This is a genomic window from Pseudarthrobacter sp. TE3704, assembly GCF_056279405.1.
The window spans coordinates 234616-257509 of record NZ_JBWCCJ010000005.1 but is presented as its reverse complement, the minus strand read 5'-3'; the positions used below and the strand labels follow the sequence as shown (position 1 = coordinate 257509).

Here is a 22894-nt window from a genome sequence, read left to right as displayed (position 1 = left end):
GGTCCGGTTATCCCGCGGCGGGGCGGGACGCCCTGCCCGGCGGGAGGAAGGGCTTGCCGTTGACGCGTTCGGAGGCGCCCACCCGGTCCAGATAGGGGGTGATGCCGCCGAGGAACATCGGCCAGCCCGCGCCGAGGATCATGCAGAGGTCGATGTCTTCGGGGCCTGCAACAACGCCCTCGTCCAGCATCAGTCCGATCTCCTGGGCCAGGGCGTCCTGGGTACGGCGCAGGACCTCTTCGCCGGTGGAGGGGTTGGTGCCGAAGGACATCAGTGACAGCGTGGACTGCGGGATTTCATGCGTGCCGTCCGGGGCGGTTTCCCAGAGGGCCTTCACACCGTTGTCGATGAGTTTCTGCAGGTTGGCGGACACCGGGAAGCGGTCGCCGAAAGCGGCGTTGAGCGATTCCTGGACGTGCTGGGCCACCGGCAGCCCCACCATGGCCAGCAGCGTGAAGGGGGTCATCGGCAGGCCCATGGGCCGCAGGGCATTGTCCGCCACGTCTGCCGGGGTGCCCTCGTCGAAGGCAGCGGTGACTTCGCCCATCAGCCGCAGCAGGATGCGGTTGACCACAAACGCGGGCGCATCCTTGACCAGTACCCCGGTCTTCTTGAGCGCTTTGGCCAGTTCAAAGGCGGTGGCGAGGACGGCGTCATCGGTGCGCGGTGCCCTGACGATCTCCAGCAGCGGCATCACGGCCACGGGGTTGAAGAAGTGGAACCCCACCAGCCGTTCCGGATGCTGAAGGTCCTCGGCCATGGCGGTCACGGACAGCGAGGAGGTGTTGGTGGCCAGGATGCAGTCAGGGGTGACGATGGCTTCCAGCTCGGCGAACACCTGCTTCTTGACGTTCAGTTCTTCGAAGACGGCTTCGATGACGAAGTCGGCGTCGGCGAACACGTCCTTGGACACGGATCCCGTCACCAGTGCTTTGGTGCGGTTGGCGGCGTCGGGGCTGATCCGCTGTTTGCCCAGGAGCTTGTCCACTTCGGCGTGGACGTAGCCCACTCCCTTGTCCACGCGGCCCTGGTCGATGTCCGTCATCACCACGGGGACCTTGAGCTGGCGGGCGAAGAGCAGCGCCAGCTGGCTGGCCATCAGGCCGGCGCCCACCACGCCCACCTTGGTGACCGGACGGGCCAGGTTGCGGTCAGGCGCACCGGCGGGGCGCTTGGAGCGTTTTTGGACGAGGTCAAGGAAGGCGTAGACCGTGGCGCGGAACTCGTCGGTCTGCATAAGTTCTGCAAGGGTTTCGCATTCCAGCTCTGCCGATTCCGCCTGGGTCATGGTGCGGTTGGCCTCCAGGAGGTCAAGGACCTTCCCCGGGGCGGGTGCGGCGTGTGAGGTCTTGGCCTCCACGAACCGGCGTCCTGCTGCCACTGCCGCAGCCCACCTGGCTGCGGTATCCTCTGCGTTTGTATCCTGGGCGGCGGGGTCGACGGCGTTGGCACGTTCCGGAACAACGTGGCCGGAGATGACTTCCGCGGCCCATGCCAGGGACTGCTCCAGGAAGTCCGCCGGCTCGAAGATTGCGTCCGCGACGCCGAGGTCGAAGGCCTGGGGTCCGGTCAGCGTCCGGTTGTTGCTGAGCGGGTTTTCGATCATCACCTTCACGGCGTTTTCCGGGCCGATCAGGCGCGGCAGGATGTAGACCCCGCCCCAGCCGGGCACCAGGCCAAGGAAGGCTTCCGGCAGTGCCAGGGCGCCCGCGCCCGTAGAGACAGTGCGATAGGTGGACTGCAGGGCGATTTCCAGCCCGCCGCCCAGGGCTGCGCCGTTGATGAACGCGAAGCTGGGAACCCCCAGGTTGGCGAGCGTGCGGTAGACGTCGTGCCCCAGCTGCGCCATCCACAGCCCGTGTTCCGGCTTCTCGAGTGCCTTCACCGCTGAAAGGTCTGCGCCCGCCACCAGGTAGTAGGGCTTCCCTGTCACGCCGACGCCGACGATCTCGCCGCGGGCGGCCCGCTCCCGGAGGCCTTCGAGCACCTTGCCGAGTTCCACGAGGGTCTTGGGTCCCAGCGTGGTGGGTTTGGAGTGGTCCAGGCCGTTGTCGAGGGTGATGAGGGCGAAGGTTCCCGGGCTTGGCCTGCCGGCGGCGGCCGGCAGTTCGACGTCCCGGACGAGCGCGTGGGTGACGGTTTCGTCGGGGAACAGGGCGGCGAACTCGATGAAATCTGCGGCGCTCATGCCGTGGCTCCTTCAGTTGCCGACGCTGCGGATGTGGTTCCGCTGTAGTCGGGATGGTGGGGGTTTTCCCAGATTACGGTGCCGCCCATGCCCAGGCCCACACACATGGCTGTGATCCCGTAGCGGACACTGGGATCTTCCTCGAACTGGCGGGCGAGCTGGGTCATCAACCGGACGCCTGAGGAAGCAAGGGGATGCCCGACGGCGATCGCGCCGCCGTAGCGGTTGACGCGCGGATCGTCGTCGGCAATGCCGAAGTGGTCCAGGAAGCTGAGGACCTGCACGGCGAAGGCTTCGTTGATTTCGAACAGGCCGATGTCCCCGATGGTGATCCCCGCGTTGTCCAGTGCCTTCTCGGTGGCCGGAACGGGGCCGATGCCCATCACCTCGGGCTCCACACCGGCGTAGGCATAGCTGACCAGGCGCATCTTCACGGGCAGTCCGAGCTCCGCAGCGGCGTCTGCGGAGGCCAACACCGCAGCAGTTGCGCCGTCATTCAGGCCGGCGGAGTTGCCGGCGGTGACCCGGCCGTGCGGGCGGAAAGGTGTCCGCAGGGCGTCCAGGTCCGCCATGGTGGTGCCGGGCCGCGGCGGTTCGTCAACGCTGTGGACAGTCCACCCCTCACCCGGCTTCCGGGCAGCCACCGGAACCAGGTCCGGCTGGATCAGGCCTTTTCCGTAAGCGGCGGCAAGTTTGGCCTGGGACGCGACGGCGTAGGTATCGGCCCGTTGCTTGGTGATGGCCGGGAAGCGGTCGTGCAGGTTCTCGGCAGTGTTGCCCATGTTCAGTGCCGCCGGGTCAACCAGCCGCTCCGACATGAATCGGGGGTTGGGATCGGCGCCGGAGCCCATTGGGTGGTTGCCCATGTGCTCCACCCCGCCGGCAATGACAACGTCGTAGGCGCCGAAGCCAATGCCTCCGGCAGTCGACGTCACGGCAGTCATGGCACCCGCGCACATCCGGTCAATGGCGAACCCGGGGACGGTACGTGGCAGGCCGGCCAGCAGGGCCGCAGTCCTGCCAAGCGTGAGGCCCTGGTCACCGGTCTGGGTGGTGGCGGCGATGGCCACTTCATCCACGCGCTCCGGCGGCAGGGACGGGTTCCGGCGAAGCAGTTCGCGGATGCATTTCACGATCAGGTCATCGGCCCGGGTTCCGGCGTAGATCCCCTTCTCGCCGGCCCGGCCAAATGGTGTTCGGACGCCGTCAACAAAGACGATGTCGCGGACAGTGCGCTGGGATGCGCCGCTTCCGTGGTGGCTCACGTTTAACTCCTCATCGAGACGTAGGCGCCGGAGTGCATGCCGGAGTACGGCAGCATCATGACGGCAGTGAACCCGATGTTACTCGTCAGTAACTTAGCTCGCAAGAGGAGTGTCAGTCCCTTCCGCAGGGGACGGCCAGCGCCGAGCCGAAATAGCGGGAGGGGCTACTGTTCCGCCGTTACGGCCGCAGCCGGCTTGGGCTCCTTGGGCGGCAGGGGCTGCGGGTTGAGGAAAGCGTGGGTGATCAGCGGTGCCGCAAGTTCCACCTGCCACTCGCGTGCCCCCAGGGTTCGCAGTTCAGCGGCCACCGATGCTTCGCTGATTTCGGCCGGGGGACGCCATGCCACGCGCCGCAGGTAATCGGGGGTCAGCAAGTTTTCCAGCGGCAGGTTCAGCTGGTCGGCTTTCTCCTGCAGCAGGGGCCGGGCGGTGGCCAGCCGGGCGGCGGCTTCGGGGTCCCGGTCTGCCCAGACGCGCGGCGGCGGCGGGGCGTTGGTGGCAAGGTGCAGCGGCGGAAGTTCTTCCAGGTCGCGGGCGGTGGCGATGCAGCGCAGCCAACGCGGGGCTTCCCGCTGGGCAGCCCGGCCGTGGAATCCCTTGGTGCCCAGCAGTTGGGGCACCGTGGCGGGCATGGCCTTGGCCGCTGCCACCAGGGCGGAATCCGGGATCAGCCGGCCCGGTGCCACGTCCCTTTTCTGCGCCAGCGAATCGCGCTCCAGCCACAGTTCCCGGACGGCGGCAAGCTGCCGGCGGTCCCTGATCTGGTGCAGGCCGGAGGTCTTCCGCCAGGGGTCGACCCGGGGCGGGGCCACGCCCGCTGCGAGGATGGCGGCAAATTCCTGCTCGGCGTAGTCGAGTTTTCCGTCCGCCTCGAGAAGTTCCACGAGTTCTTCGCGCAGTTCGGTAAGGACCTCGACGTCGAGGGCCGCGTAGCGCAGCCACGGCTCGGGAAGGGGCCGGGTGGACCAGTCGGCGGCCGAGTGCTCCTTGGCGAGGCCGAATCCCAGCAGCTGTTCGATCACCGCGGCCAGGCCAACCCGGGGCAGTCCGGCCAGGCGGGCGGCCAGTTCGGTGTCGAAGAGTTTGTCCGGCCACATGCCGAGCTCTGAGAGGCAGGGCAGGTCCTGGCTGGCGGCGTGCAGGATCCATTCGACGCCGCGGAGGGCATCGTTGATGATGTCCAGGTTCTCGAAGGGTTCGGGGTCGATGAGCCAGGTCCCGGCCCCTTCGCGGCGGATCTGGACCAGGAACGCCCGCTGTCCGTACCGGAATCCGGAAGCGCGTTCGGCGTCGACTCCTGCCGGGCCTGTTCCGGCGGCGATGGCGGCGGCGCAGCGCTCGAGGCCGGCCTGCGTTTCGATGACCAGCGGGACGCCGTCCCGGGGCGCGGCAAGTTCGATGATTTCGGGGATGGGGCTGTCGAAGCCTTCCACCGTGATGTGGGGTGCGGTATCAGCAGCCGGAACGCCGGCCGTGGTGTTTTCCGGAATATTAGGGGTCATGATGCCCCCAGTTTACCGGCCGGCAGGCGGCGGACAGGTGGCGGCAGCGCCATGCCTAGTTCCGCCGCCGGTGCGGCAGGGGTGTCACGCCGTCCGGAAGCGGAGGCAGGCCGGCGAAAGTACACACCATGTCGGACCAGGCCTCGAGGTGCGCCGTGACGTCCGGGGATGCCGGGGTCCACGAGGCGCGGAGCTCTATGTCGATGGAGCCGGGCCGTTCCGCAAGGGTGCCGAAGCTCTCGGAGAGGACCCGGGTGGCAGTTCCGCCGGCTGCCCGGTACTGCGCCTTGTGGTTCTCCAGCGCTTCGACCAGCCAGGTCCAGGCGACTGTTCCGAGCATCTCGTCGTTGCCCATTTCCGGCTCCAGTTCGGCCCGGATGTACGTGACAATCCGGAACTCGCCGTCCCAGACTGCCGAGCCGTCGGGGTCATGGAGCAGGATGAAACGGCCGGTAGCCAGCTCCGTTTCGTCGTCGTTGTCCCCTGTTCCCGCCGCGGAGGCGAGGGCCATCGCGGCGGGGCCGTGCAGGGGAGTGGCGGTTCCGGTGCCCGGTGCCATGACTTCCGCACCCAGCGCGACGGCGAAGGGTGCCAGGCGTGCCGGCGCGGGGATCTCCGCGAGGCGGAGTTCCTTGCGGCACTGGGCTTTCCTGAGGGTTCCCAACGCGTGGAGAAAGTCCGGGGGAACCTGGTCAAGTGCGTTCACCTTCGCAGGTTACGCAACGGGAAGGGGCGGGGCGGGAAGGCTCGCCGCCGGCGGCTTAGCCGGACTGCCCGTTCCGGTGATCGCGGAGTTCATGGCGGATCGCTGCGGCGAAGGCATCGATATCCTCCTCGGTGGTGTCGAAGGAACACATCCAGCGCACTTCACCGGCTGCCTCGTTCCAGTCGTAGAAGCGGAAGGAGGTGCGCAGCTTGTCTGCCACGCCCGGGGGCAGGATGGCGAAGACGCCGTTGGATTCGGTTTTTTGCGTTGGCTGGACGCCGTCGATGGTGTCGACGGCGGCGCGGAGCCGGGCTGCCATGGCGTTGGCATGCGATGCGGACCGCAGCCAGAGGTCGCCCTCGAGCAGGGCAATGAACTGGGCCGACATGAACCGCATCTTCGAGGCCAGCTGCATGTTCATTTTCCGCAGGTAGACCAGGCCGTGGGCTGCCTCCGGGTTCAGTGCCACCACCACTTCACCGAACAGCAGGCCGTTCTTGGTGCCGCCGAAGGAAAGGATGTCCACGCCGGCGTCGCGCGTGAAGGCACGCAGCGGCACCTGGAGGTGCGCTGCGGCGTTGGCCAGCCGTGCGCCGTCCATGTGCAGCTTCATGCCCCTGGCGTGGACGTGGTCGGCGATGGCCCGCACTTCCTCCGGCGTATAGCAGGTGCCAAGCTCGGTGGTCTGCGTAATGGACACGGCCAGCGGCTGGGCGCGGTGCTCGTCGCCCCAGCCCCAGGCCTCCCGGTCGATGAGCTCGGGCGTGAGCTTGCCGTCCGGGGTGGGGACGTGCAGCAGCTTGATGCCGCCGATGCGTTCCGGGGCGCCGTTCTCATCCATGTTGATGTGGGCGGTGGAGGCGCACACCACGGCACCCCAGCGGGGGAGCAGCGACTGCAGGGACAGCACGTTGGCGCCGGTCCCGTTGAACACGGGAAAGCACTCGATGTCCGGCCCGAAATGCTCCACCATCAGCTCGTGCAGCCGGGCGGTGTAGTCGTCCTCCCCGTAGGAGACCTGGTGGCCGTCGTTGGCGGCGGCGAGTGCGGCCAGGACCTCGGGGTGGACGCCGGAGTAGTTGTCCGACGCGAAGCCCCGCACGGTGGGGTCGTGCAGCCGCCACGCGGCCGCTGTTTCTGCTGTTGTTGTCATGCCTTTGCTCACGCTTTCAGTTTATGTACCTTGGATGCGCCGTACAGTCATGGTCCGCTTACGGCGCCAGCCGGAGCCGGGTGCCGTTGACGTCGTCCGCCGGGGAGTTGAAGAGTCCCACGACGGTGGTGGCCAGGTCCTTGACGTCCGTCGCCCCGGGAAAGGACCTTTCGGGATGGCTGCGGCGCAGTGCATCGTCCACCAGGGCCTTCACTACCAGCACGACGGCGGCAGCCCGCCCGCCGCCGTCGGCCGTTGCTGCCTTGCGGAAGCCGTCCGCCATGGCCATGGTCCACGCTTCGGCGGCCGCCTTAGCGGCGACGTAGCTGGCCACTGCCGCCGCTGGCTTGTCGAGAGCGGTGGAAGACACTATGGCGAACCTGCCGTGGCGGGAGGCGGCGATGTCGTCGAAGAAGACCCGGGAGACGTTGCGCAGCGTGGTGACGGCGCCCTGGTGAAGGAAGTCCCAGTCCTCGTCCGACTGGTCCGGGATGCCTTTCGCTCCCCGCCAGCCGCCCACCAGGTGGATGACGCCGTCCACGGGCCCGGCAACGGCGGAGGCTTCGTTCCGCAGCTGCCGCACGTCGTCGAACCTGGCGAGGTCGCACACGAGGGGTGTGACGCCGTCGCCCGCCTCGCGCGCAGCAGCCCCAATCCGCGCCTGGTCGGACCCCACGGTGACCACCCGGTGCCCGGCGTCCCGCAGCGCGCAGGCCACTGCCACCCCGGAGGCTCCGCTGCCGCCCGTCACCAGGACGGTAAGTTTCAGCGGTTCCGGGCCCTGCGGCCCGCTCATAGGGCGGAACTGCCTGTGATTCCGGCGGTGGATTCGATGACCGGGCGCATTTTCTTCTCCAATGCCTCGTAGAACATGGACAGCGGGAATTCATCATCCAGCACCTGGTCCGTCAGGCCGCGCGGGGCGCCGGACAGAGGAAGCGCAGCCGGACCCTTCGCCCAGACGGACGCCGGGTGGGGGGTGACGGTTTCCGAGACCAGCTCGTACGCGGCGAGCCAGTGCGCTGTCTTGGGCCGGTCGATGGAACGCCAGTACAGGTCATCGATCTTTGCCCCGAGTGCAATGACGGCGTCGGCCACTTCGTCCCAGTCGATGGTGAGCCGGGTGTCGGTCCAGTGCAGGACATGCTGCTGGTGGAGCCAGGCAAAGAGGAGCTGTCCGCCCAGGCCGTCGTAGTTCCGGACACGGCTTCCGGTGATGGCGAAACGGAAGATCCGGTCGAAGATGATGGCGTACTGCACCAGCTTGGCGTGCCTGCGTGCCTCCGGGTCGGCGTCGTCGTCCTTCTCAATGCGGACGGACTCCCGGAAGGCGGTGAGGTCGCAGCGCAGTTCCTCCAGGGAGTACAGGAAGAACGGCATGCGCTGCTTGATCATAAAGGGATCAAACGGCAGGTCGCCGCGCATGTGCGTGCGGTCGTGGATGAGGTCCCACATCACGAAGGTGGCTTCCGTGAGGTCCTGGTCGGCCAGCATCTCCGCAGCACCCGCCGGCAGTTCCAGGCAGGTGGTTTCGGCGGCGGCCTTGAGCACGCGGCGGAAGCGGGCCGCCTCGCGGTCGGCGAAGATGGCACCCCAGGTGAACGTGGGGGTTTCGCGCACGGCGACGGTTTCGGGGAAGAGGACCGCCGAGTTGGTGTCATAACCGGCAGTGAAGTCAAGGAAGCGGATGGGGACGAACAGCTTGTTCGAGTAGTCGCCGCCTTCCAGGCCGGCGATGAACTCGGGCCAGATGACCTCGATCAGGACTGCCTCCACCAGGCGGCTGCTGCTGCCGTTCTGGGTGTACATGGGAAAGACCACCAGGTGCTGCAGTCCGTCCCGGCGCTGCTCCTGCGGCTGGAAGGCGAGCAGGGAGGAGAGGAAGTCGGGAACACCGAACCCACCGGCTGCCCAGGCGGAAAAGTCTGCGCAGACGGCGTCCAGGTACGCGGAGTCGTGCGGGAAGGCAGGGGAGAGTGCACTGACGGCGTCAATGATCACCTTGGTGTGGGCGGAGGCTTCACTGTGCGCGGCAGTGTCCGGGATGGACCCGTCCTGGACCTGGAGGGCCTGGAGGGCGGTGGCTGCTGCCTTAACCCGGAGCCAGTCCTGGTTGTTTGCGGAAATCCCGGTGACGGCGGCGGTCAGGGTTTCAGTCATCGTCGGCTGCCTTTCTGGTTGCTTGCTAACTATTGCCGAGCGTAGCAAGCAACCAGCAGGACTAATCTGGAAAGCAGCCTAGCCTAAGAAATGCTGTGGCTAATGAACGGGATGGACCGGGCGAGACATGACCGGCGCTGGGGAATCAGATCCCCGGGTTACCGTCGCTGACCTGCGGCTTTTCGTTCGAAACCAGTTTCAGGGACACGGAGTTGATGCAGTAGCGCTGGTCGGTGGGGGTGCCGTAGCCCTCGCCTTCAAACACGTGGCCCAAATGGGAATCGCAGGTGGCGCAACGGACCTCCACGCGCTGCATGCCCAGCGTGCGGTCATGGATGTATCGGACGGTGCCTTCAGCCAGAGGAGCCCAGAACGACGGCCAGCCGCAATGCGAATCAAATTTCTCGTTGCTGGTGAACAGTTCCGCCCCGCAGGCCCGGCACTGGTAGACCCCCGCGGTGTGGGTATCCCAGTACTCTCCCGTGTAGGGGCGCTCGGTACCGGCCTGGCGCAGGACGTGGTACTCCTCGGGGGTGAGTTCTTCCCGCCACTCGGCGTCGCTTTTCTGGACGGTGGCCTTCCCTGTGGCGGGCTCACCCGGTGCCGCCGTTGGATCTGCCACCGCGTTGGTGGCTTTGTTACCGAAAATGCTGTTGTCGAAGATGCTCATAGGAATGCCAACGCTTAGGAGTCGCCGATAAATCCCGAGCCCGCGTACAGGTGCAGTACGGGGAGGCCCAGCTGGTCCTGGGCTTTGTTGGCCCAGTCGGTATGGAAGGTATCGGCCACGGCGTGCGGCCGGGTGATCACCACTGCCTGTGAGGCGCCCGTTTCGCGGACCCTGGATACCAGCCCGTTGACCGCGCCGCCGTCCACAACTTCGCCCGTGACGCCGCTGCCCAGTCCTTCCAGCGCAGCCAGCGACACGGCAAGGGTTTCCGATGCCTGCGCCCGCTCGGTGGTGGGGTCCGGAGTGTGGGACGTGAGCTCGCGGAAGGCTTTGGCGATGTCCAGCATGGACAGGTTCTCCAGGAAGTCCACCAGCAGGTGCCGCTCGGTGTTTGCCGGCACCAGCACCAGCAGGCTGGAATCCGATCCGTCCACGAGCCGTTCTATGTTCAGGCGGTCGTCCGCCCCCAGGGGTTCTTCGGTCAGGATGACGATGGGATCACTCATGGCCTTAGCCTAGCCCTGTGCATGGGGCACCGCACTCAATCCTGGGCTCCGTTCAAGGCCGCCCACCGCGGTGCGGAATGTGGGCTTCCGTTTAGAGGCGGTAAGAATAGTGCCATGGCTCTTTTCCAGCGCACCAGCCCTGCCCCTGTTGTCCGCACCCCCGAGGACGGCGGAATGTCCCTGGGGGCCAAGTGGGCCATCGGCGGGGCCATTGGCGGGGTTTCCCTGGCCGGGCTCCTCGCCACGGGTTCGTCTGCGCTAGCCGTCTACTTTGCGCGCCGTGTCATCACGCCGTCCCGGCAGAGGACGGCCGACCAGGAAGTGCTGGCCGTCATCCGGGACGGCCAGCAGCAGCAGGTGATCCTGGCAGCCACTGACGACACCACGATGGAGGGGGTTTACGGATTCTTTTTCGACGGCGGCAAGGGGCACGCGCGCATCGGCCGCATCGTCTCCTATTCGCCCGCTGAAAGGACGGTCCTGCGCGAGGTGGAGGCCGTCTATTCCGGTGACCTCTCCTCGGCGCGCTGGGGTTGGTGGAGCGGTGCCACCTACCCGGACCCGGCCGCCGTCGGAATTCCTGCAGAGGACGTAATGATCCCGGTGGACCGCGGCGAAGCGCCGGCCTGGCTGGTACGCGCCGGAGGTACCGCCCGGACCTGGGCGGTGATGGTGCACGGGCGCGGCGCCACCCGGCAGGAGGCGCTGCGCGCGGTGGGGCCGGCGCTGGAGCTTGGACTCACCAGCCTGGTGGTGTCCTACCGGAACGACGGGCTGGCGCCGTCGGCGGACGATGGCCGGTATGGCCTGGGTTCCACCGAGTGGCGGGATGTCGAGGCTGCCATCGAGTTTGCGCTGGGCAAGGGAGCCGAGGAGATCGTGCTGTTCGGCTGGTCGATGGGAGGCGCCATCTGTCTCCAGACCGCCGATCTGTCCCGTTACCGCCACCTGATCCGCGCCATGGTGCTCGATGCGCCGGTGATCGACTGGGTGAACGTCCTGGCCCACCACGCACAGCTGAACCGCATCCCGTCGCTGGTGGGCCGCTACGGGCAGCTGATGCTGGGGCACCCGCTCGGCCGCCGGCTCACCGGCCTCGCCGCCCCCGTTGACCTCAAAGCGATGGACTGGGTGTCGCGCGCCGTGGAGCTGCGGACTCCCACGCTGATCCTGCACAGCGTGGACGACGAGTACGTGCCGTACAAACCGTCAGCCCTGCTGGCCGAACGGAACCCGGAGATGGTCACGTTCGAGACCTTCAGCCGTGCGCGGCACACGAAAGAGTGGAACGTTGATCCGGAGCGGTGGGAGAGGCTGGTGAAGGCGTGGCTGCGGCAACAGCTGGCCCCGCGGCTGAACCCCGGTGCGGCGAATGCCGCCGCGTCCCCGCGCCCTGCCCAGTAGGGGACGCAGTCAGCTGAGGAGCGCGCTGCTGACGTTCTCAGGCGAAGCGTTGCCGCCGGACAGGGCCTGCTCTTCGCTCACTCGTGCCCGTGGCCCTGCGCCAGCGAGCTGATGGGCGCTGTCACGGCGTCGGTCAGCCGCACCAGGTCGGCGGGCGCGAGCTCGATGTCCAGGCCGCGTCTGCCTCCCGAGACCAGCAGGGTACCCAGCGCCAGCGCACTGGAATCCAGCACGGCAGGGGAGGGGAGCCGCTGGCCCAACGGAGAGATGCCGCCGAGGACGTAGCCGGTCCGCCGCTGGGCAGCCGCGGGATCCGCCATGGCAGCCTTCTTGGAACCCAACGCGGCGGCGAAGGCCTTGAGGTCGAGGGTTCCGCTGACGGGCACGATGCCTATCGCCAGCTTGCCCTCGACCTCCACCATCAGGGTTTTGAAGACCCTGGCGGGGTCGATGCCGAGGACTTCCGCAGCCTCCGCGCCGTAGCTGGCAGCGGACGGATCATGGGTGTAGGGGTGCAGCACAAAGGGAACCCCGGCTGCGGTCAGTGCCGCTGTGGCCGGAGTTCCCTGTGCGGTGCTTTTGCGTGCCATGCCCTCTAGGCGCGCACGCCGGACGTGGCGGCTACCTTGCGTTTGATCCGCCCGAGCATTGCCGTCATGCCCCGCATCCGGAGCGGCGTGATGGCCCGGGTGAGGCCGAGCAGTTCGGGCATGTCGTCCGGCACTGACAGGATCTCACCGGGCGTCAGCCCGTCCAGGCCCTCATGCAGCACGCCGGCGAAACCGCGCGTGGTGGGGGCCTCGGGCGGGGCCTTGAAGAACAGCCGCACGGCGGCAGCTGCCGGGCCGTCGTCGTTCTTCTCCGTCTCGATGGTGAGGAACAGCGGGGACTGGCACTCCACAACCTGCTCCAGCAGCTCAGGGTGGTCCTTGAGCCGGTCCGGAAGCTCGGGCAGTCCCTCCGAGAATTCCAGCAGCAGCTGGAGCCTCTCGGGTTCGGTCAGGGCCTGGAAGTCGTCCACGATCGCCGCCAGGGCGGAAGGCAGGGCTTGAGTAGTCATCAGTGCAATTCTACGCGGGAGGAACTCCCGTCAGACTCCTGCCGGAACGGGAAAGGAACCGCGCTCGGCGCCCTTGACGATGGGGACGCGGACGGCGTTGCCCCACTCGGTCCAGGAGCCGTCGTAGTTGCGGACGGACTCGAAGCCCAGGAGGTACTTAAGGGCGAACCAGGTGTGGCTGGAACGCTCGCCGATGCGGCAGTAGGCCACGACGTCGTCACCTTCAGCAAGACCTGCTTCGCCAAGGTACAGGGCCTCAAGTTCCTCACGGCTGCGGTAGGTGCCGTCAGCGGCGGCGGCGCGTGCCCACGGGATGGAAGCGGCGGTGGGGATGTGACCGCCGCGAAGCGCGCCCTCCTCCGGGTAGGCAGGCATGTGGGTGCGCTGGCCGGTGTATTCCTCGGGGGAGCGGACGTCGATGAGGGGCTTGCCCAGGTGCGCCAGGACATCCTCCTTGAACGCGCGGATGGGAGCGTCATTGCGCTCGACCTCGGGGTAGCTGCCGCGTGCGGGGGCCGGCTTCTCCTTGGTCAGCTCACGGCCTTCGGCAATCCACTTGTCGCGGCCGCCGTCCAGCAGGCGGACGTCCTGGTGGCCGAAAAGGGTGAAGACCCACAGCGCGTAGGCGGCCCACCAGTTGGACTTGTCGCCGTAGATGACCACGGTGCTGTCGCGGGAGATGCCTTTTGATGCCGCGAGCTCGGCAAAGGCGGCGCCGTCCACGTAGTCCCGGGTCACCTCGTCGTTCAGGTCGGTGTGCCAGTCGATCTTCACTGCACCCGGAATGTGGCCGGTTTCGTAAAGGAGGACGTCCTCATCGGATTCGACGACAACCAGCTCACCGTTGGCTACCGCGCCGCTTTCGATGGCCGCGGCAAGCCATTCGGTGGAGACCAGCCGCTCGGGGTGGGCGTAGGCAGCGAATTTCTCGTTCTGTTCAACGGGGTAGGGCATAGCTTGGGCCTTTCATTGAGAACACGGGAGGACAGCTGAATGTGGAAGGGCGCCGGTGGTGGGACCTGGTCCCACACTAGCCAGCGCCCCACGCGATGTCCGTATTCCGTTAACAGGACGAAATGTTGCCTTCATCACGCATCCGGCTGGCGGGGCGAATGAAGCCCGGGGCTGCAGCGTGTTGCCGGTATCCTTTCTGGGGACCTCCTACCAGCAGAACGGACCACCTTGGTACAGATCGAACAGCTTGCCGCCCGCACTCCGGCAGTTTCGGTGGATGAACTCCTTAAGGGATTCTTTCCATCGCCGCGATTCGGCCAGGTCTCCTTTGCCAGCTACCGGCCGGATCCCAAACAGCCCAGCCAGGCCGCAGCGGTCCGCGCCCTTCAGGGCTTTGCCGAGGGCGTGGGGTCGGGCGACGGCGGCGGCCTGTTCAAGAAGCTGTTCGGCAAGAAGGACACCTCCCGTGCCGGGATCTACCTGGATGGCGGCTTCGGCGTGGGCAAGACCCACCTGCTTGCGTCCCTCTGGCATGCGGCGCCGGGCCCCAAGGCCTTCGGCACTTTCGTGGAATACACCAATCTGGTGGGTGCCCTGTCCTTCCGCAAAACCGTGGATGCGCTGAGCAGCTACAAACTTGTCTGCATCGACGAATTTGAACTCGACGATCCGGGCGACACCGTCCTGATGTCGCGGCTCATGCGCGAGCTGGCCGACGCCGGCGTCAAGCTTGCCGCCACATCCAACACCCTCCCGGGCTCCCTGGGCGACGGCCGGTTCGCCGCCGTGGACTTCCAGCGCGAAATCCAGGTCCTGGCTGACCAGTTCGACGTGATCCGGATCGACGGCGAGGACTTCCGCCACCGCGGACTGCCCGCCGCCCCGGCACCACTGAAGAACAGCGAACTCTCGTCCCACATGAAGGCGGAGTTCGACGGCAAGACTGTGGCGCAGGACGAGTTCGCCACGCTGATCCACCACCTCGCGGGCGTGCACCCCAGCCGCTACCGGCAGCTGATCGACGGCATCGACGGAGTGGTGTGGCGCAACGTGGAAACCATCACCGAGCAGGCAGTGGCGCTGCGGTTCGTGGTCCTCGCCGACCGCCTCTATGACAAGGACGTTCCCATCCTTGCCAGCGGCGTCCCGTTCGACAAGCTCTTCACTGAGGAGATGATGACGGGCGGCTACATGAAGAAGTACTTCCGCGCCGTCTCCCGCCTCACCGCCCTGGCCCGCGAGGGCCAGAACCACGAACCGTCCTGACGGGCTTCTCGTCCGCCGGGGACCGGTCGCCGCGCTGAACGAGCAGTGACCGCACCGCCAGGCCGGCAAGAAGGGCCCAAAAGGCCGAGCCGATCCCTGCGAAGGCGAGCCCGGAAGCCGCCATCAGGAAAGTGACGGACGGGGCGATCCGGTCCTCTGCGTCCGCCAGCGCGGACGAGACCGCCCCGGCCAGGGTTCCCAGCAGCGCCAGTCCCGCCACCGCCTCCAGCATCCCGGCGGGTGCGGCGTTTACCACCGTTACCAGGGCGGCGGAGAAGGCAGCCAGTATCAGGTAGGCCAACCCCGAGGTGAAACCGGCCACCCAGCGCCTGCTCCGGTCGCTGCCGGCCTCTTCGCCGGCGGCAAGGGCCGCGCTGAGGGCAGCAAGATTTATTGCGTGCCCGCCGAACGGTGCACCAAGGACAGTGCCGGTGCCCGTCACCAGCATGGAAGGGCGCCAGGGGGTTTCGTATCCGAAGGACCGGAGGACAGCCACGCCGGGCACGTTCTGGGAGGCCATGGTCACCACGAACAGTGGAAGGGCAATTCCCGCCATGGCCTGCAGGCTGAACGTGGGAGTGGTCCAGACGGGAGCCGGCAGGAAGTTTCCGGCGCCCAGCCCGCTCCCGCCGGCCGCAAGCGAGATGCCGATGACGCCAAGTGCCACCAGCAGGGCAGCCGGAACCGCCCAGCGCGGCGCGAATTTCATCATCAGCAGCCAGCAGACGATCACCGGGGCCACAAACAGCGGGACGCTTCCCAGGGCTTTGAACGGCGCCAGGCACAGCTGCAGGAGGACTCCGGCAAGCATGGCCTGCGCCAGGGTGGCGGGAATCCTGGACATCAGCCGGCCAAGCGCGGGAACCAGGCCCGTCAGGGCTATCAGGATTCCGGTGGCGATGAAGGCCCCGACGGCGGCCGGCCACCCGCCGTCGGCTGTTCCGGATGCGGCAAGGAGCGCTGCGCCGGGCGTGGACCAGGCAAGTGTCACGGGGACTTTGGAGCGCCAGGCCAGCAGGAGCACGCCGACGCCGACAGCCAGGGTCAGGGCCAGCAGGCCGGAAGCCGCCTGGGCCGGGTCGGCGCCCACCGCCTTGAGGCCGGCCAGCACCACGGCGAAGGATGAGGTGAAGCCCACCAAGGCGGTGACGATGCCTGCAACAACGGGCCGGGAGTCGAATCCGGACAGCTGGCCGGCCTGGTGGGATTTAAGTGGGGAGGACTTCGCCATACCCGCAGGTTACCGGCGCCTCCGCTCGAACAGGCAATCGGAAGCGGCACCTGCTGCTCAAAAACGCCAAAGGCGCGGGTGCCGCCTCCCGGCGGGACCCGCGCCCCCTTGACGTGCTAGGGCAAGGCCCTGGCCAAATCCTTTACGGAGTCCTGTCAGCCGGCGGAACCGGGTTGACGGGAGTGACCGGGGGAACCTGCTCGGCGGCAGGTGCCTGGCCCGGGGTTCCGTTCTTGTCAATGAGCTTGGAAGCGCCATTCTGGATCTTGTCGACGTGGCCCGAGTACTTGCCTCCGGTCTTTGTGTCGACGAAATCGCCGGCCTTGCTGATGCCGTTCTTGATGGCCTGCTCGTTGCCATGGATGAGACCCTGAGCCTTGCCCTTTAGATCGTCAATTAGTCCCACGAGCACCTCCCTTCAATCGCGGAGCCAGGTCGCTCCTCGCGCCTTCGATCCTAGCCCTGCCCGGGAAGGCTGCCAAGGAAATTGGGGGCTTTCGGTGTTCGCCCGGAGCGGATGCCGCACGCTGCCCCATCAGTTGGGGTTCCTGTCACCAGGTTTTGGCAACTGGATCTGATGGGGCACCCGGGGAAACGAAAAAAGCAGCTCCGAAGAGCTGCTTGAAAGTGTGGGCGATACTGGGATCGAACCAGTGACCTCTTCCGTGTCAGGGAAGCGCGCTACCGCTGCGCCAATCGCCCGGAACCGGAAGCCCGGCTTATGGGTTTTTGCAAGAAGTAAGAGAGCGGACGACGAGATTCGAACTCGCGACATCCACCTTGGCAAGGTGGTGCTCTACCAGCTGAGCTACGTCCGCGTGTGCAGTATTTTCCGGCCGGAGCCGGACTGCGTAAGGCAAGTTTCCTTGCCGAGTGGGCGATACTGGGATCGAACCAGTGACCTCTTCCGTGTCAGGGAAGCGCGCTACCGCTGCGCCAATCGCCCATTGCATCCGGATTCTCTCCGGAAACCATGGTTTTCACCGAGGTGGGTACGGGATTCGAACCCGTGTATACGGCTTTGCAGGCCGCTGCCTCGCCTCTCGGCCAACCCACCGTGTAAGCGTGATTCCGGGGAATCCTGCCGTGACAGTGTCCTGCGAGCGGACGACGAGATTCGAACTCGCGACATCCACCTTGGCAAGGTGGTGCTCTACCAGCTGAGCTACGTCCGCATTTTGGAGAGGTGATTCGCTGCCGTTCCCGGCATTTCCTCGCGTTCCAACGAGTAAAAACAATATAGGAGGTTCCGGGATTCTCCAAATCGGGTGCTGGGCCGGGGCCGGCAATGCGCCCGCTTCCCTGTAATGGCGCGGTTCCCGGAGAGTTACAGGCGCGTAATTCCCGACGGCGGGAGCGTACCTGGCGCTTATAGGGCCGGCTTCCTCAGGGCTTTCCCGGTGTCGTTTCCTTGCGGGCGGTTGTCCGATGAATGCCGATTTTTGAATTGGCCGGATGGTGGGCTAGCATTCAAATGCATCAGGGCGATTGGCGCAGTGGTAGCGCGCTTCGTTCACACCGAAGAGGTCACTGGTTCGAACCCAGTATCGCCCACCAAAGATTGGTCCGTTTCCGCTCGTTAGCAGTGGAAACGGGCCTTTTTTGTGCCCGGACCTGAGCCCGGAGTTTTTGTCGGCCCCCTGTGAAAGAGTCTTTTGTATGACTGATCCACTTCTCGCCCACGCCACTGAGTACGGCCGGATGTACGCGCGGTCCACATCCGAGCAGTTCTCGGTACCGTCCATCACTACGGTGATTGGCCAGCAGCCGCACGGGCTGGACGGCTGGTTCGGGTACATGGGTGCCAGCAGCCTGGCCAAGGATCCCCTGTTGGCAGACTGCCTGGGCAGCCCCGCCAAAATCAAGCAGGCCGTGAACCGTGCCGCCAAGGCTGCCGAAACCTACCGGGACGAAGCTGCCAAAAGGGGGGACCGGGTCCATAACTACTGCGAACAGGTGGCACTCCGGGCGCTCGGCCGGCCGCATGCCATGAAGGAGACCCGTGAGGCCCTGGCGGTCAACGGCGAGGAAGCCTTTGCCGTCCGGTTCGACGAATGGTGGGAGCTGTACGGGGTGGAGCCCATCGCTCCGGAAATTACCGTGTGGAACCACGCTGTCGGCTATGCCGGCACGCTGGACCTGGTGGCGCGAATTAACGGCCGCGTCTGCCTGATCGATTACAAGACCAAGGGCACCACCCGTGACGGCCTGGTCAAGCCGCTGGATGACAAGGTGGTCATGCAGCTGGTGGCCGGGATGAAGGCCGAGGAAAGCCTGGTTGATCCGGTGGCGGGAACCTGGGAACCGTGGAAGTACGGCGAAAACCCCGTGCTGCTGGCGGTCGCCATCGGTGAAACGGAAGTCCGTCCGGTCCGCGCCAATCCTGAAGTACTGAAGCACCACTGGTGGAAGTTCTGCGCGCTGCGGCGGGTGTGGGAGCTCTCCGCGGACACGATCAGCGCAGGCACTGCGCTGCTGCCCATTGCCCCGCCGCCGCTGGCACAGGTGCGCACCGCGTAGGAACGGTCACAGCACCTAAACTGGATTGGTCCCCTTTGCCGCAACCTTAAGGAAAAACAGCGCATGGCTATTCTGAATATCCGCATCATTGGTGATCCTGTGCTGCGCACAGTCGCCGATCCCGTGACGGAATTCGGGCCTGAGCTTGCCAGACTGGTCGCGGACATGACCGAAACCATGGAGGACGTGGAGGGTGCAGGCCTCGCCGCGCCCCAGGTGGGCGTCAGCAAGCGCGTCTTTACGTACCGGATCAACGGCGTCGAGGGACACATCATCAATCCGGTGCTGGACAACAGCGAGGATTATCAGCCCGATGAGGTGGAAGGCTGCCTTTCCATCCCCGGCCTGGGCTTTCCTGTAAGGCGCTTCCGCGCCACCCGTGTCACCGGCGTGGATGTCAACGGGAACCCGGTGTCCGTCGACGCTGAGGGGATGCTGGCGCGCTGCTTCCAGCACGAGAATGACCACCTGGACGGCATCCTCTACACGGACCGCCTGGAAGGGGAGGACCGGAAGGCCGCCCTGCGTTCCATCCGGAACGCCAACTACGGGGCAGTCACGGAACGCACGACGGCGAAACGCGCCAAGACAGTAGGGTCAAGTTTCGGCGGCTCCAGCTTTGGTGCCGGCGCGGCTGGTACCAACGGGTGAGGGTCCTCTTCGCAGGGACGCCAGCCGTCGCCGTCCCGTCCCTGAATGCTCTCGTCGAGGCAGGCTTTGACGTTGTTGCCGTCCTGACGCGCCCGGACGCCCCCATCGGGCGCAAACGCGTGCTCACGCCGTCGCCCGTTGCCGCCCGTGCCGCCGAACTCGGGATAGAGGTCATCCGTGCAGCCCGCGTTGATGCCGAAGCCACTGCCAGCATCGCAGCCGTCAATCCCGATGTTGCGGCCATCGTGGCTTATGGCGGACTGGTCCCGCCCGCGGCCCTTGCCATACCCCGCCACGGTTGGGTCAACCTCCACTTTTCACTGCTGCCCGCCTGGCGCGGAGCGGCGCCCGTGCAGCGTTCAGTGATGGCGGGCGACGATGTCACCGGCGCCGTCACGTTCCGGCTTGAGGAAGGCCTGGACACCGGTCCTGTTTATGGCACCCTGACCGAGACGGTGGGTCCGGATGACACCGCCGGTGAACTGCTCGAACGGCTTTCCCGCAGCGGCGCGGTCCTCCTGGCACAGACGCTCTCGGCAATCGAAGCGGGGAAGGCCTCGCCGCAGCCCCAGTCCGGTGACGTATCACTCGCACCGAAACTCGCGCTCGAGGACGGCCGCCTCAACTGGGGCCATCCCGCCCTGGCCCTGGGACGGCGGGCACGGGGTGTCACTCCTGAGCCGGGTGCCTGGACGATGCTGCACGGGCAACGCGTCAAACTGGAACCACTCCGGCTCCGCCCCGATGTCTCCGGGCTGGCGCCCGGCTCGGTGGCAGTCGAAGGCAAAAGCGTCCTGGTGGGCACCGGCTCCCACGCTGTGGAACTGACCCGGATCCAGCCCGCCGGTAAAAAGATGATGTCCGCTGCCGACTGGGCACGCGGTTTGGGTTCACTGGAAAGCGTGGTGTTCGAATGAGCGGGTCCGGCGGCAATTCAGGGGGGCAGGGAAACGCGGGCGGACGTGGCGCCGGTCAAGGCGGCCGCGGCAAGGGCGGCCCGCGGGACGACAGCCGGCGCAACGCCCAGGGCCGCGAACGCAATCGCGGCCCGCAGCGGAACTTCACAGGGAACGCCCCGTCCCAGCGCACCCGTCGGGCGGATCCCGCACGCCTTGTGGCGTTCGAGGTGCTGCGCGCCGTAGCGGCCGAGGACGCTTACGCCAACCTGGTCCTGCCAACCCGGATCCGCCACCACGGACTGGACAAGCGCGATGCCGGCTTCGCCACTGAACTCAGCTACGGGGCCCTCCGTGGCCAGGGCACCTACGACGCCATCCTGGCACGCTGCGTGGACCGGCCGCTGGACCAGCTTGACCCGGCCATCCTGGATGCCCTGCGCATCGGGACCCATCAGCTGCTCGCCATGCGGGTCCCTGCCCATGCTGCCCTGGACCAGACCGTGGGCCTGGCCCGCGCCGTTATCGGTGCAGGTCCGTCAGCGCTGATCAACGCCGTGCTTCGCAAAGTCACAGCCCACAGCCTCGACGAATGGCTCGACCTGCTGGTGGACGGCGAAACTGATGAAACCAGGATCGCTTCCCTCCGCCATGCCCACCCGGAGTGGATTGTCCGTGCAATGCGCCAGTCCCTGGTGGCGCACGGACGCCCGGTGGCGGAGATCAACGAACTCCTGGAAGCAGACAACGCCGCCCCCGTGGTTAACCTGGTGGCCCTCCCGGGGCTGGGGAGCCTGGACGAGGCGCTGGAAAACGGCGCAACCCCGGGGGAACTGGTGGAAGGGTCGGCGCTGTCCAGCGGCGGGGACCTGGGCCGGCTTTCCTCCGTCCGCGAAGGCACCACCCGCGTCCAGGATGTGGGCTCACAGCTCGTGGCCCGCGCCATGGCGGCGGTGGACCTCGGCCCTGACGGCGCCGGTGACGGAAACGCTGAAGCCTGGCTGGACCTGTGCGCCGGCCCGGGCGGGAAGGCGGCGCTGCTCGGCGCCCTTGCCAGGGAACGGGGAGCCACCCTGCTGGCCAACGAACCGGCGCCGCACCGCGCCAAGCTCGTCAGCCAGGCGCTCTCTGCCGTTCCCCGCGACACCTGGCAGGTCCGTACCGGTGACGGCCGCGAGGTCGGCACTGAACAGCCGGAGTCATACCACCGCGTACTGGTAGACGTTCCGTGCAGCGGACTGGGAGCCCTCCGCCGCCGTCCGGAGTCCCGGTGGCGCCGTTCGCCGAAGGACCTGACGGACCTTGGTCCCCTGCAGCGGGAGCTCCTTGCCTCGGCCCTGGCTGCCGTCCGGCCGGGGGGAGTGGTGGCCTATGTCACCTGCTCGCCGCATCCGGCCGAAACCAAGGCCGTGGTGGCGGATGCCCTCCGCAAGCGCGACGACCTCGAACTCCTCGACGCCGGTGCGGCCCTGGACGCCGTCAGCCTGACGGGAAGCCTGGGTGCCGGGCACGAGTCCACGGCGCAGCTCTGGCCACATGTCCACCGCACCGACGCCATGTTCCTCGCCCTCATCAGGAAGAAGCAGAAACAGTGAAAGGCACCCTTGTGACGCAATGCTGCATCAACCCGAGCATCCTCTCCGCCGACTTCGTCAACCTTGAGGCTGAACTGCAGCGCATCAGCAATGCCGACGCCGTGCACGTGGATGTCATGGACAACCACTTCGTGCCCAACCTGACCATCGGGCTGCCCGTAGTGCAGCGGATCCAGGCCGTCAGCCCGGTCCCGCTTGACGCGCACCTGATGATTTCCGACGCCGACCGCTGGGCACCCGGCTTCGCCGACGCCGGCCTGGCCTCGGTGACGTTCCACGCCGAGGCGTCCATCGCCCCCGTGAAGCTGGCCCGTGAACTGCGGAGCAGGGGCTCCAAGGCCGGGATGGCCCTGCGGCCCGCCACTCCGGTGGAGCCCTACCTGGATATGCTGCAGGAACTGGACATGCTGCTGATCATGACCGTGGAACCGGGCTTCGGCGGCCAGGCGTTCCTGGACGTGACGCTGCCCAAGATCCGCCGCGCGAGGGCTGCGATCGACGGGTCAGGAATCGGCGTTGCCATCCAGGTGGACGGCGGGATCACTGAAGAGACGATCACCCGCGCTGCGGAAGCGGGCGCCAACGTCTTTGTGGCCGGCTCTGCCGTCTACGGCGCCGATGATCCTGCCGCTGCCATCGACCGGCTGCGGCAGGAAGGCGCGCGGACGTTACGCGCAGCGTCGGAATAACCGGGAGTAGGTTGCGGTTGTGGCACAATAACAAAACACATACGTGCTCCGGGGTCGGTGTAAGTCCGAACCGGCGGTGACAGTCCGCGACCCGCGAGCCGGTGGTTTTCCTCGGAGAATCCCGGCAGACGGTTGAACCGGTGAAATTCCGGTACCGACAGTTAAAGTCTGGATGAGAGAAGCACGTACAGCTGTATCTGCGGGGCCGTCGGCTCCGCAGCGTTCTGCTGTCGTATACCCCCGGAGCCATCGCGGTTCGAGAGGGAAGGAACGACACAGGAATGAACCCCAAGCGATGGCTCTTTGATGCCGATAACACTGCTGCTTCACTGGCAGCCACCCCCGCTGTGGTGGCAGCCGCATGACGGTCAGCAACCCGCCCGTTACGGCGCAAAGCAAAAACCTCCGTCCGGACGCCACCGGAACCCTGCAATCCGGACACCCGGGACTGAGCCCCGCCGCCGGAACCGTCACAGCC

21 protein-coding genes, 6 tRNA genes and 1 riboswitch are annotated in these 22894 nt (G+C 66.7%); of the genes, 8 read left to right on the top strand and 19 right to left on the bottom strand.

From position 1 onward, the window contains the following. Positions 1–7: 7 nt before the first annotated feature. The 9 genes from ACZ9BC_RS15490 to ACZ9BC_RS15450 form a co-directional block, all read right to left on the bottom strand. Positions 8–2188: a 3-hydroxyacyl-CoA dehydrogenase NAD-binding domain-containing protein gene (locus ACZ9BC_RS15490; protein WP_476246710.1), complete on the bottom strand. Its 2181-nt coding sequence runs from the start codon at positions 2186–2188 to the stop codon at positions 8–10. Continuing rightward, entirely contained in the window at positions 2185–3453 is a 1269-nt protein-coding gene (locus tag ACZ9BC_RS15485; protein WP_476246709.1) for a thiolase family protein, read from the bottom strand. Before ACZ9BC_RS15485 ends, ACZ9BC_RS15490 begins: the two co-directional genes overlap by 4 nt. Positions 3454–3617: 164 nt before the next feature. Beyond that, positions 3618–4955 (bottom strand): HRDC domain-containing protein, encoded by a 1338-nt coding sequence (locus tag ACZ9BC_RS15480; protein ID WP_476246708.1) that lies wholly within the window; start codon positions 4953–4955, stop codon positions 3618–3620. A gap of 55 nt (positions 4956–5010) precedes the next feature. After that, positions 5011–5661, bottom strand: coding sequence for a DUF3000 domain-containing protein (locus ACZ9BC_RS15475; protein ID WP_476246707.1), 651 nt, complete (start codon positions 5659–5661; stop codon positions 5011–5013). A gap of 55 nt (positions 5662–5716) precedes the next feature. Continuing rightward, a complete protein-coding gene (locus ACZ9BC_RS15470; RefSeq protein WP_476246818.1) occupies positions 5717–6814 on the bottom strand; it encodes a threonine aldolase family protein in 1098 nt (365 codons plus the stop codon). Positions 6815–6872: 58 nt separating this feature from the next. Further along, positions 6873–7610: an SDR family oxidoreductase gene (locus tag ACZ9BC_RS15465; RefSeq protein WP_476246706.1), complete on the bottom strand. Its 738-nt coding sequence runs from the start codon at positions 7608–7610 to the stop codon at positions 6873–6875. Beyond that, positions 7607–8974, bottom strand: a complete 1368-nt coding sequence (locus ACZ9BC_RS15460; protein WP_476246705.1) for a DUF6421 family protein — start codon at positions 8972–8974, stop codon at positions 7607–7609. Before ACZ9BC_RS15460 ends, ACZ9BC_RS15465 begins: the two co-directional genes overlap by 4 nt. Before the next feature lie 145 nt (positions 8975–9119). Continuing rightward, positions 9120–9644 (bottom strand): peptide-methionine (R)-S-oxide reductase MsrB, encoded by a 525-nt coding sequence (gene msrB, locus ACZ9BC_RS15455; RefSeq protein WP_476246704.1) that lies wholly within the window; start codon positions 9642–9644, stop codon positions 9120–9122. Between the two features lie 14 nt (positions 9645–9658). After that, entirely contained in the window at positions 9659–10150 is a 492-nt protein-coding gene (locus tag ACZ9BC_RS15450; RefSeq protein ID WP_079597089.1) for a hypothetical protein, read from the bottom strand. A gap of 114 nt (positions 10151–10264) precedes the next feature. Between ACZ9BC_RS15450 and ACZ9BC_RS15445 the strand changes: the two genes are divergently transcribed. Next, the gene (locus ACZ9BC_RS15445) at positions 10265–11554 is read left to right on the top strand and encodes an alpha/beta hydrolase family protein (RefSeq protein ID WP_476246703.1); all 1290 of its coding nucleotides are present in this window, start codon (positions 10265–10267) and stop codon (positions 11552–11554) included. 77 nt (positions 11555–11631) lie between these two features. Here ACZ9BC_RS15445 and ybaK read toward each other — a convergent pair whose 3' ends face one another. From ybaK to ACZ9BC_RS15430, 3 genes are read right to left on the bottom strand one after another with little or no spacing between them, the layout of a single operon-like run. After that, entirely contained in the window at positions 11632–12144 is a 513-nt protein-coding gene (gene ybaK / locus ACZ9BC_RS15440; protein ID WP_476246702.1) for a Cys-tRNA(Pro) deacylase, read from the bottom strand. Between the two features lie 5 nt (positions 12145–12149). Beyond that, positions 12150–12614 carry a SufE family protein gene (locus ACZ9BC_RS15435; RefSeq protein WP_476246701.1) on the bottom strand — a complete coding sequence of 155 codons (465 nt, stop codon included), beginning with the start codon at positions 12612–12614 and terminating at the stop codon, positions 12150–12152. A 30-nt stretch (positions 12615–12644) separates the two neighbouring features. Next, positions 12645–13568 carry a sulfurtransferase gene (locus ACZ9BC_RS15430; protein WP_079597084.1) on the bottom strand — a complete coding sequence of 308 codons (924 nt, stop codon included), beginning with the start codon at positions 13566–13568 and terminating at the stop codon, positions 12645–12647. Between the two features lie 228 nt (positions 13569–13796). Here ACZ9BC_RS15430 and zapE point away from each other — a divergent pair, with 228 nt between their 5' ends. After that, positions 13797–14834, top strand: coding sequence for a cell division protein ZapE (gene zapE, locus ACZ9BC_RS15425; RefSeq protein WP_079597083.1), 1038 nt, complete (start codon positions 13797–13799; stop codon positions 14832–14834). On the opposite strand, the gene ACZ9BC_RS15420 is transcribed toward zapE, so the two are convergent. The 7 genes from ACZ9BC_RS15420 to ACZ9BC_RS15390 all read right to left on the bottom strand — a co-directional run bounded on the left by ACZ9BC_RS15420 (position 14791) and on the right by ACZ9BC_RS15390 (position 17240). After that, the gene (locus ACZ9BC_RS15420) at positions 14791–16065 is read right to left on the bottom strand and encodes a benzoate/H(+) symporter BenE family transporter (protein ID WP_476246700.1); all 1275 of its coding nucleotides are present in this window, start codon (positions 16063–16065) and stop codon (positions 14791–14793) included. The two genes, zapE and ACZ9BC_RS15420, sit on opposite strands and share 44 nt — an antisense overlap. A gap of 142 nt (positions 16066–16207) precedes the next feature. Then, positions 16208–16471, bottom strand: a complete 264-nt coding sequence (locus tag ACZ9BC_RS15415) for an antitoxin (RefSeq protein WP_079597232.1) — start codon at positions 16469–16471, stop codon at positions 16208–16210. Positions 16472–16695: 224 nt separating this feature from the next. Next, a tRNA-Val gene (locus ACZ9BC_RS15410) sits at positions 16696–16767 on the bottom strand. 43 nt (positions 16768–16810) lie between these two features. After that, a tRNA-Gly gene (locus tag ACZ9BC_RS15405) sits at positions 16811–16883 on the bottom strand. Positions 16884–16939: 56 nt separating this feature from the next. Continuing rightward, a tRNA-Val gene (locus ACZ9BC_RS15400) sits at positions 16940–17011 on the bottom strand. A gap of 40 nt (positions 17012–17051) precedes the next feature. Further along, positions 17052–17122: transfer RNA gene (locus tag ACZ9BC_RS15395), tRNA-Cys, on the bottom strand. A 45-nt stretch (positions 17123–17167) separates the two neighbouring features. Then, positions 17168–17240, bottom strand: a tRNA-Gly gene (locus tag ACZ9BC_RS15390). Between the two features lie 307 nt (positions 17241–17547). On the opposite strand from ACZ9BC_RS15390, the gene ACZ9BC_RS15385 reads away from it, so the two are divergent. The 6 genes from ACZ9BC_RS15385 (at position 17548) to rpe (ending at position 22416) form a co-directional block, all read left to right on the top strand. Then, positions 17548–17622, top strand: a tRNA-Val gene (locus ACZ9BC_RS15385). 102 nt (positions 17623–17724) lie between these two features. Further along, entirely contained in the window at positions 17725–18585 is an 861-nt protein-coding gene (locus tag ACZ9BC_RS15380; RefSeq protein WP_476246699.1) for a cytochrome, read from the top strand. A gap of 63 nt (positions 18586–18648) precedes the next feature. Then, positions 18649–19236, top strand: coding sequence for a peptide deformylase (def, locus tag ACZ9BC_RS15375; protein ID WP_476246698.1), 588 nt, complete (start codon positions 18649–18651; stop codon positions 19234–19236). After that, complete coding sequence (gene fmt / locus ACZ9BC_RS15370) at positions 19233–20153, top strand: methionyl-tRNA formyltransferase (protein ID WP_476246697.1); 921 nt, start codon at positions 19233–19235, stop codon at positions 20151–20153. Before def ends, fmt begins: the two co-directional genes overlap by 4 nt. Further along, complete coding sequence (locus tag ACZ9BC_RS15365) at positions 20150–21727, top strand: RsmB/NOP family class I SAM-dependent RNA methyltransferase (protein ID WP_476246696.1); 1578 nt, start codon at positions 20150–20152, stop codon at positions 21725–21727. The genes fmt and ACZ9BC_RS15365 overlap by 4 nt, the downstream gene beginning before the upstream one ends. 11 nt (positions 21728–21738) lie before the next feature. Next, positions 21739–22416, top strand: a complete 678-nt coding sequence (rpe, locus tag ACZ9BC_RS15360; RefSeq protein WP_476246817.1) for a ribulose-phosphate 3-epimerase — start codon at positions 21739–21741, stop codon at positions 22414–22416. A gap of 39 nt (positions 22417–22455) precedes the next feature. After that, positions 22456–22605: riboswitch (FMN riboswitch) on the top strand. Positions 22606–22894 lie beyond the last annotated feature (289 nt).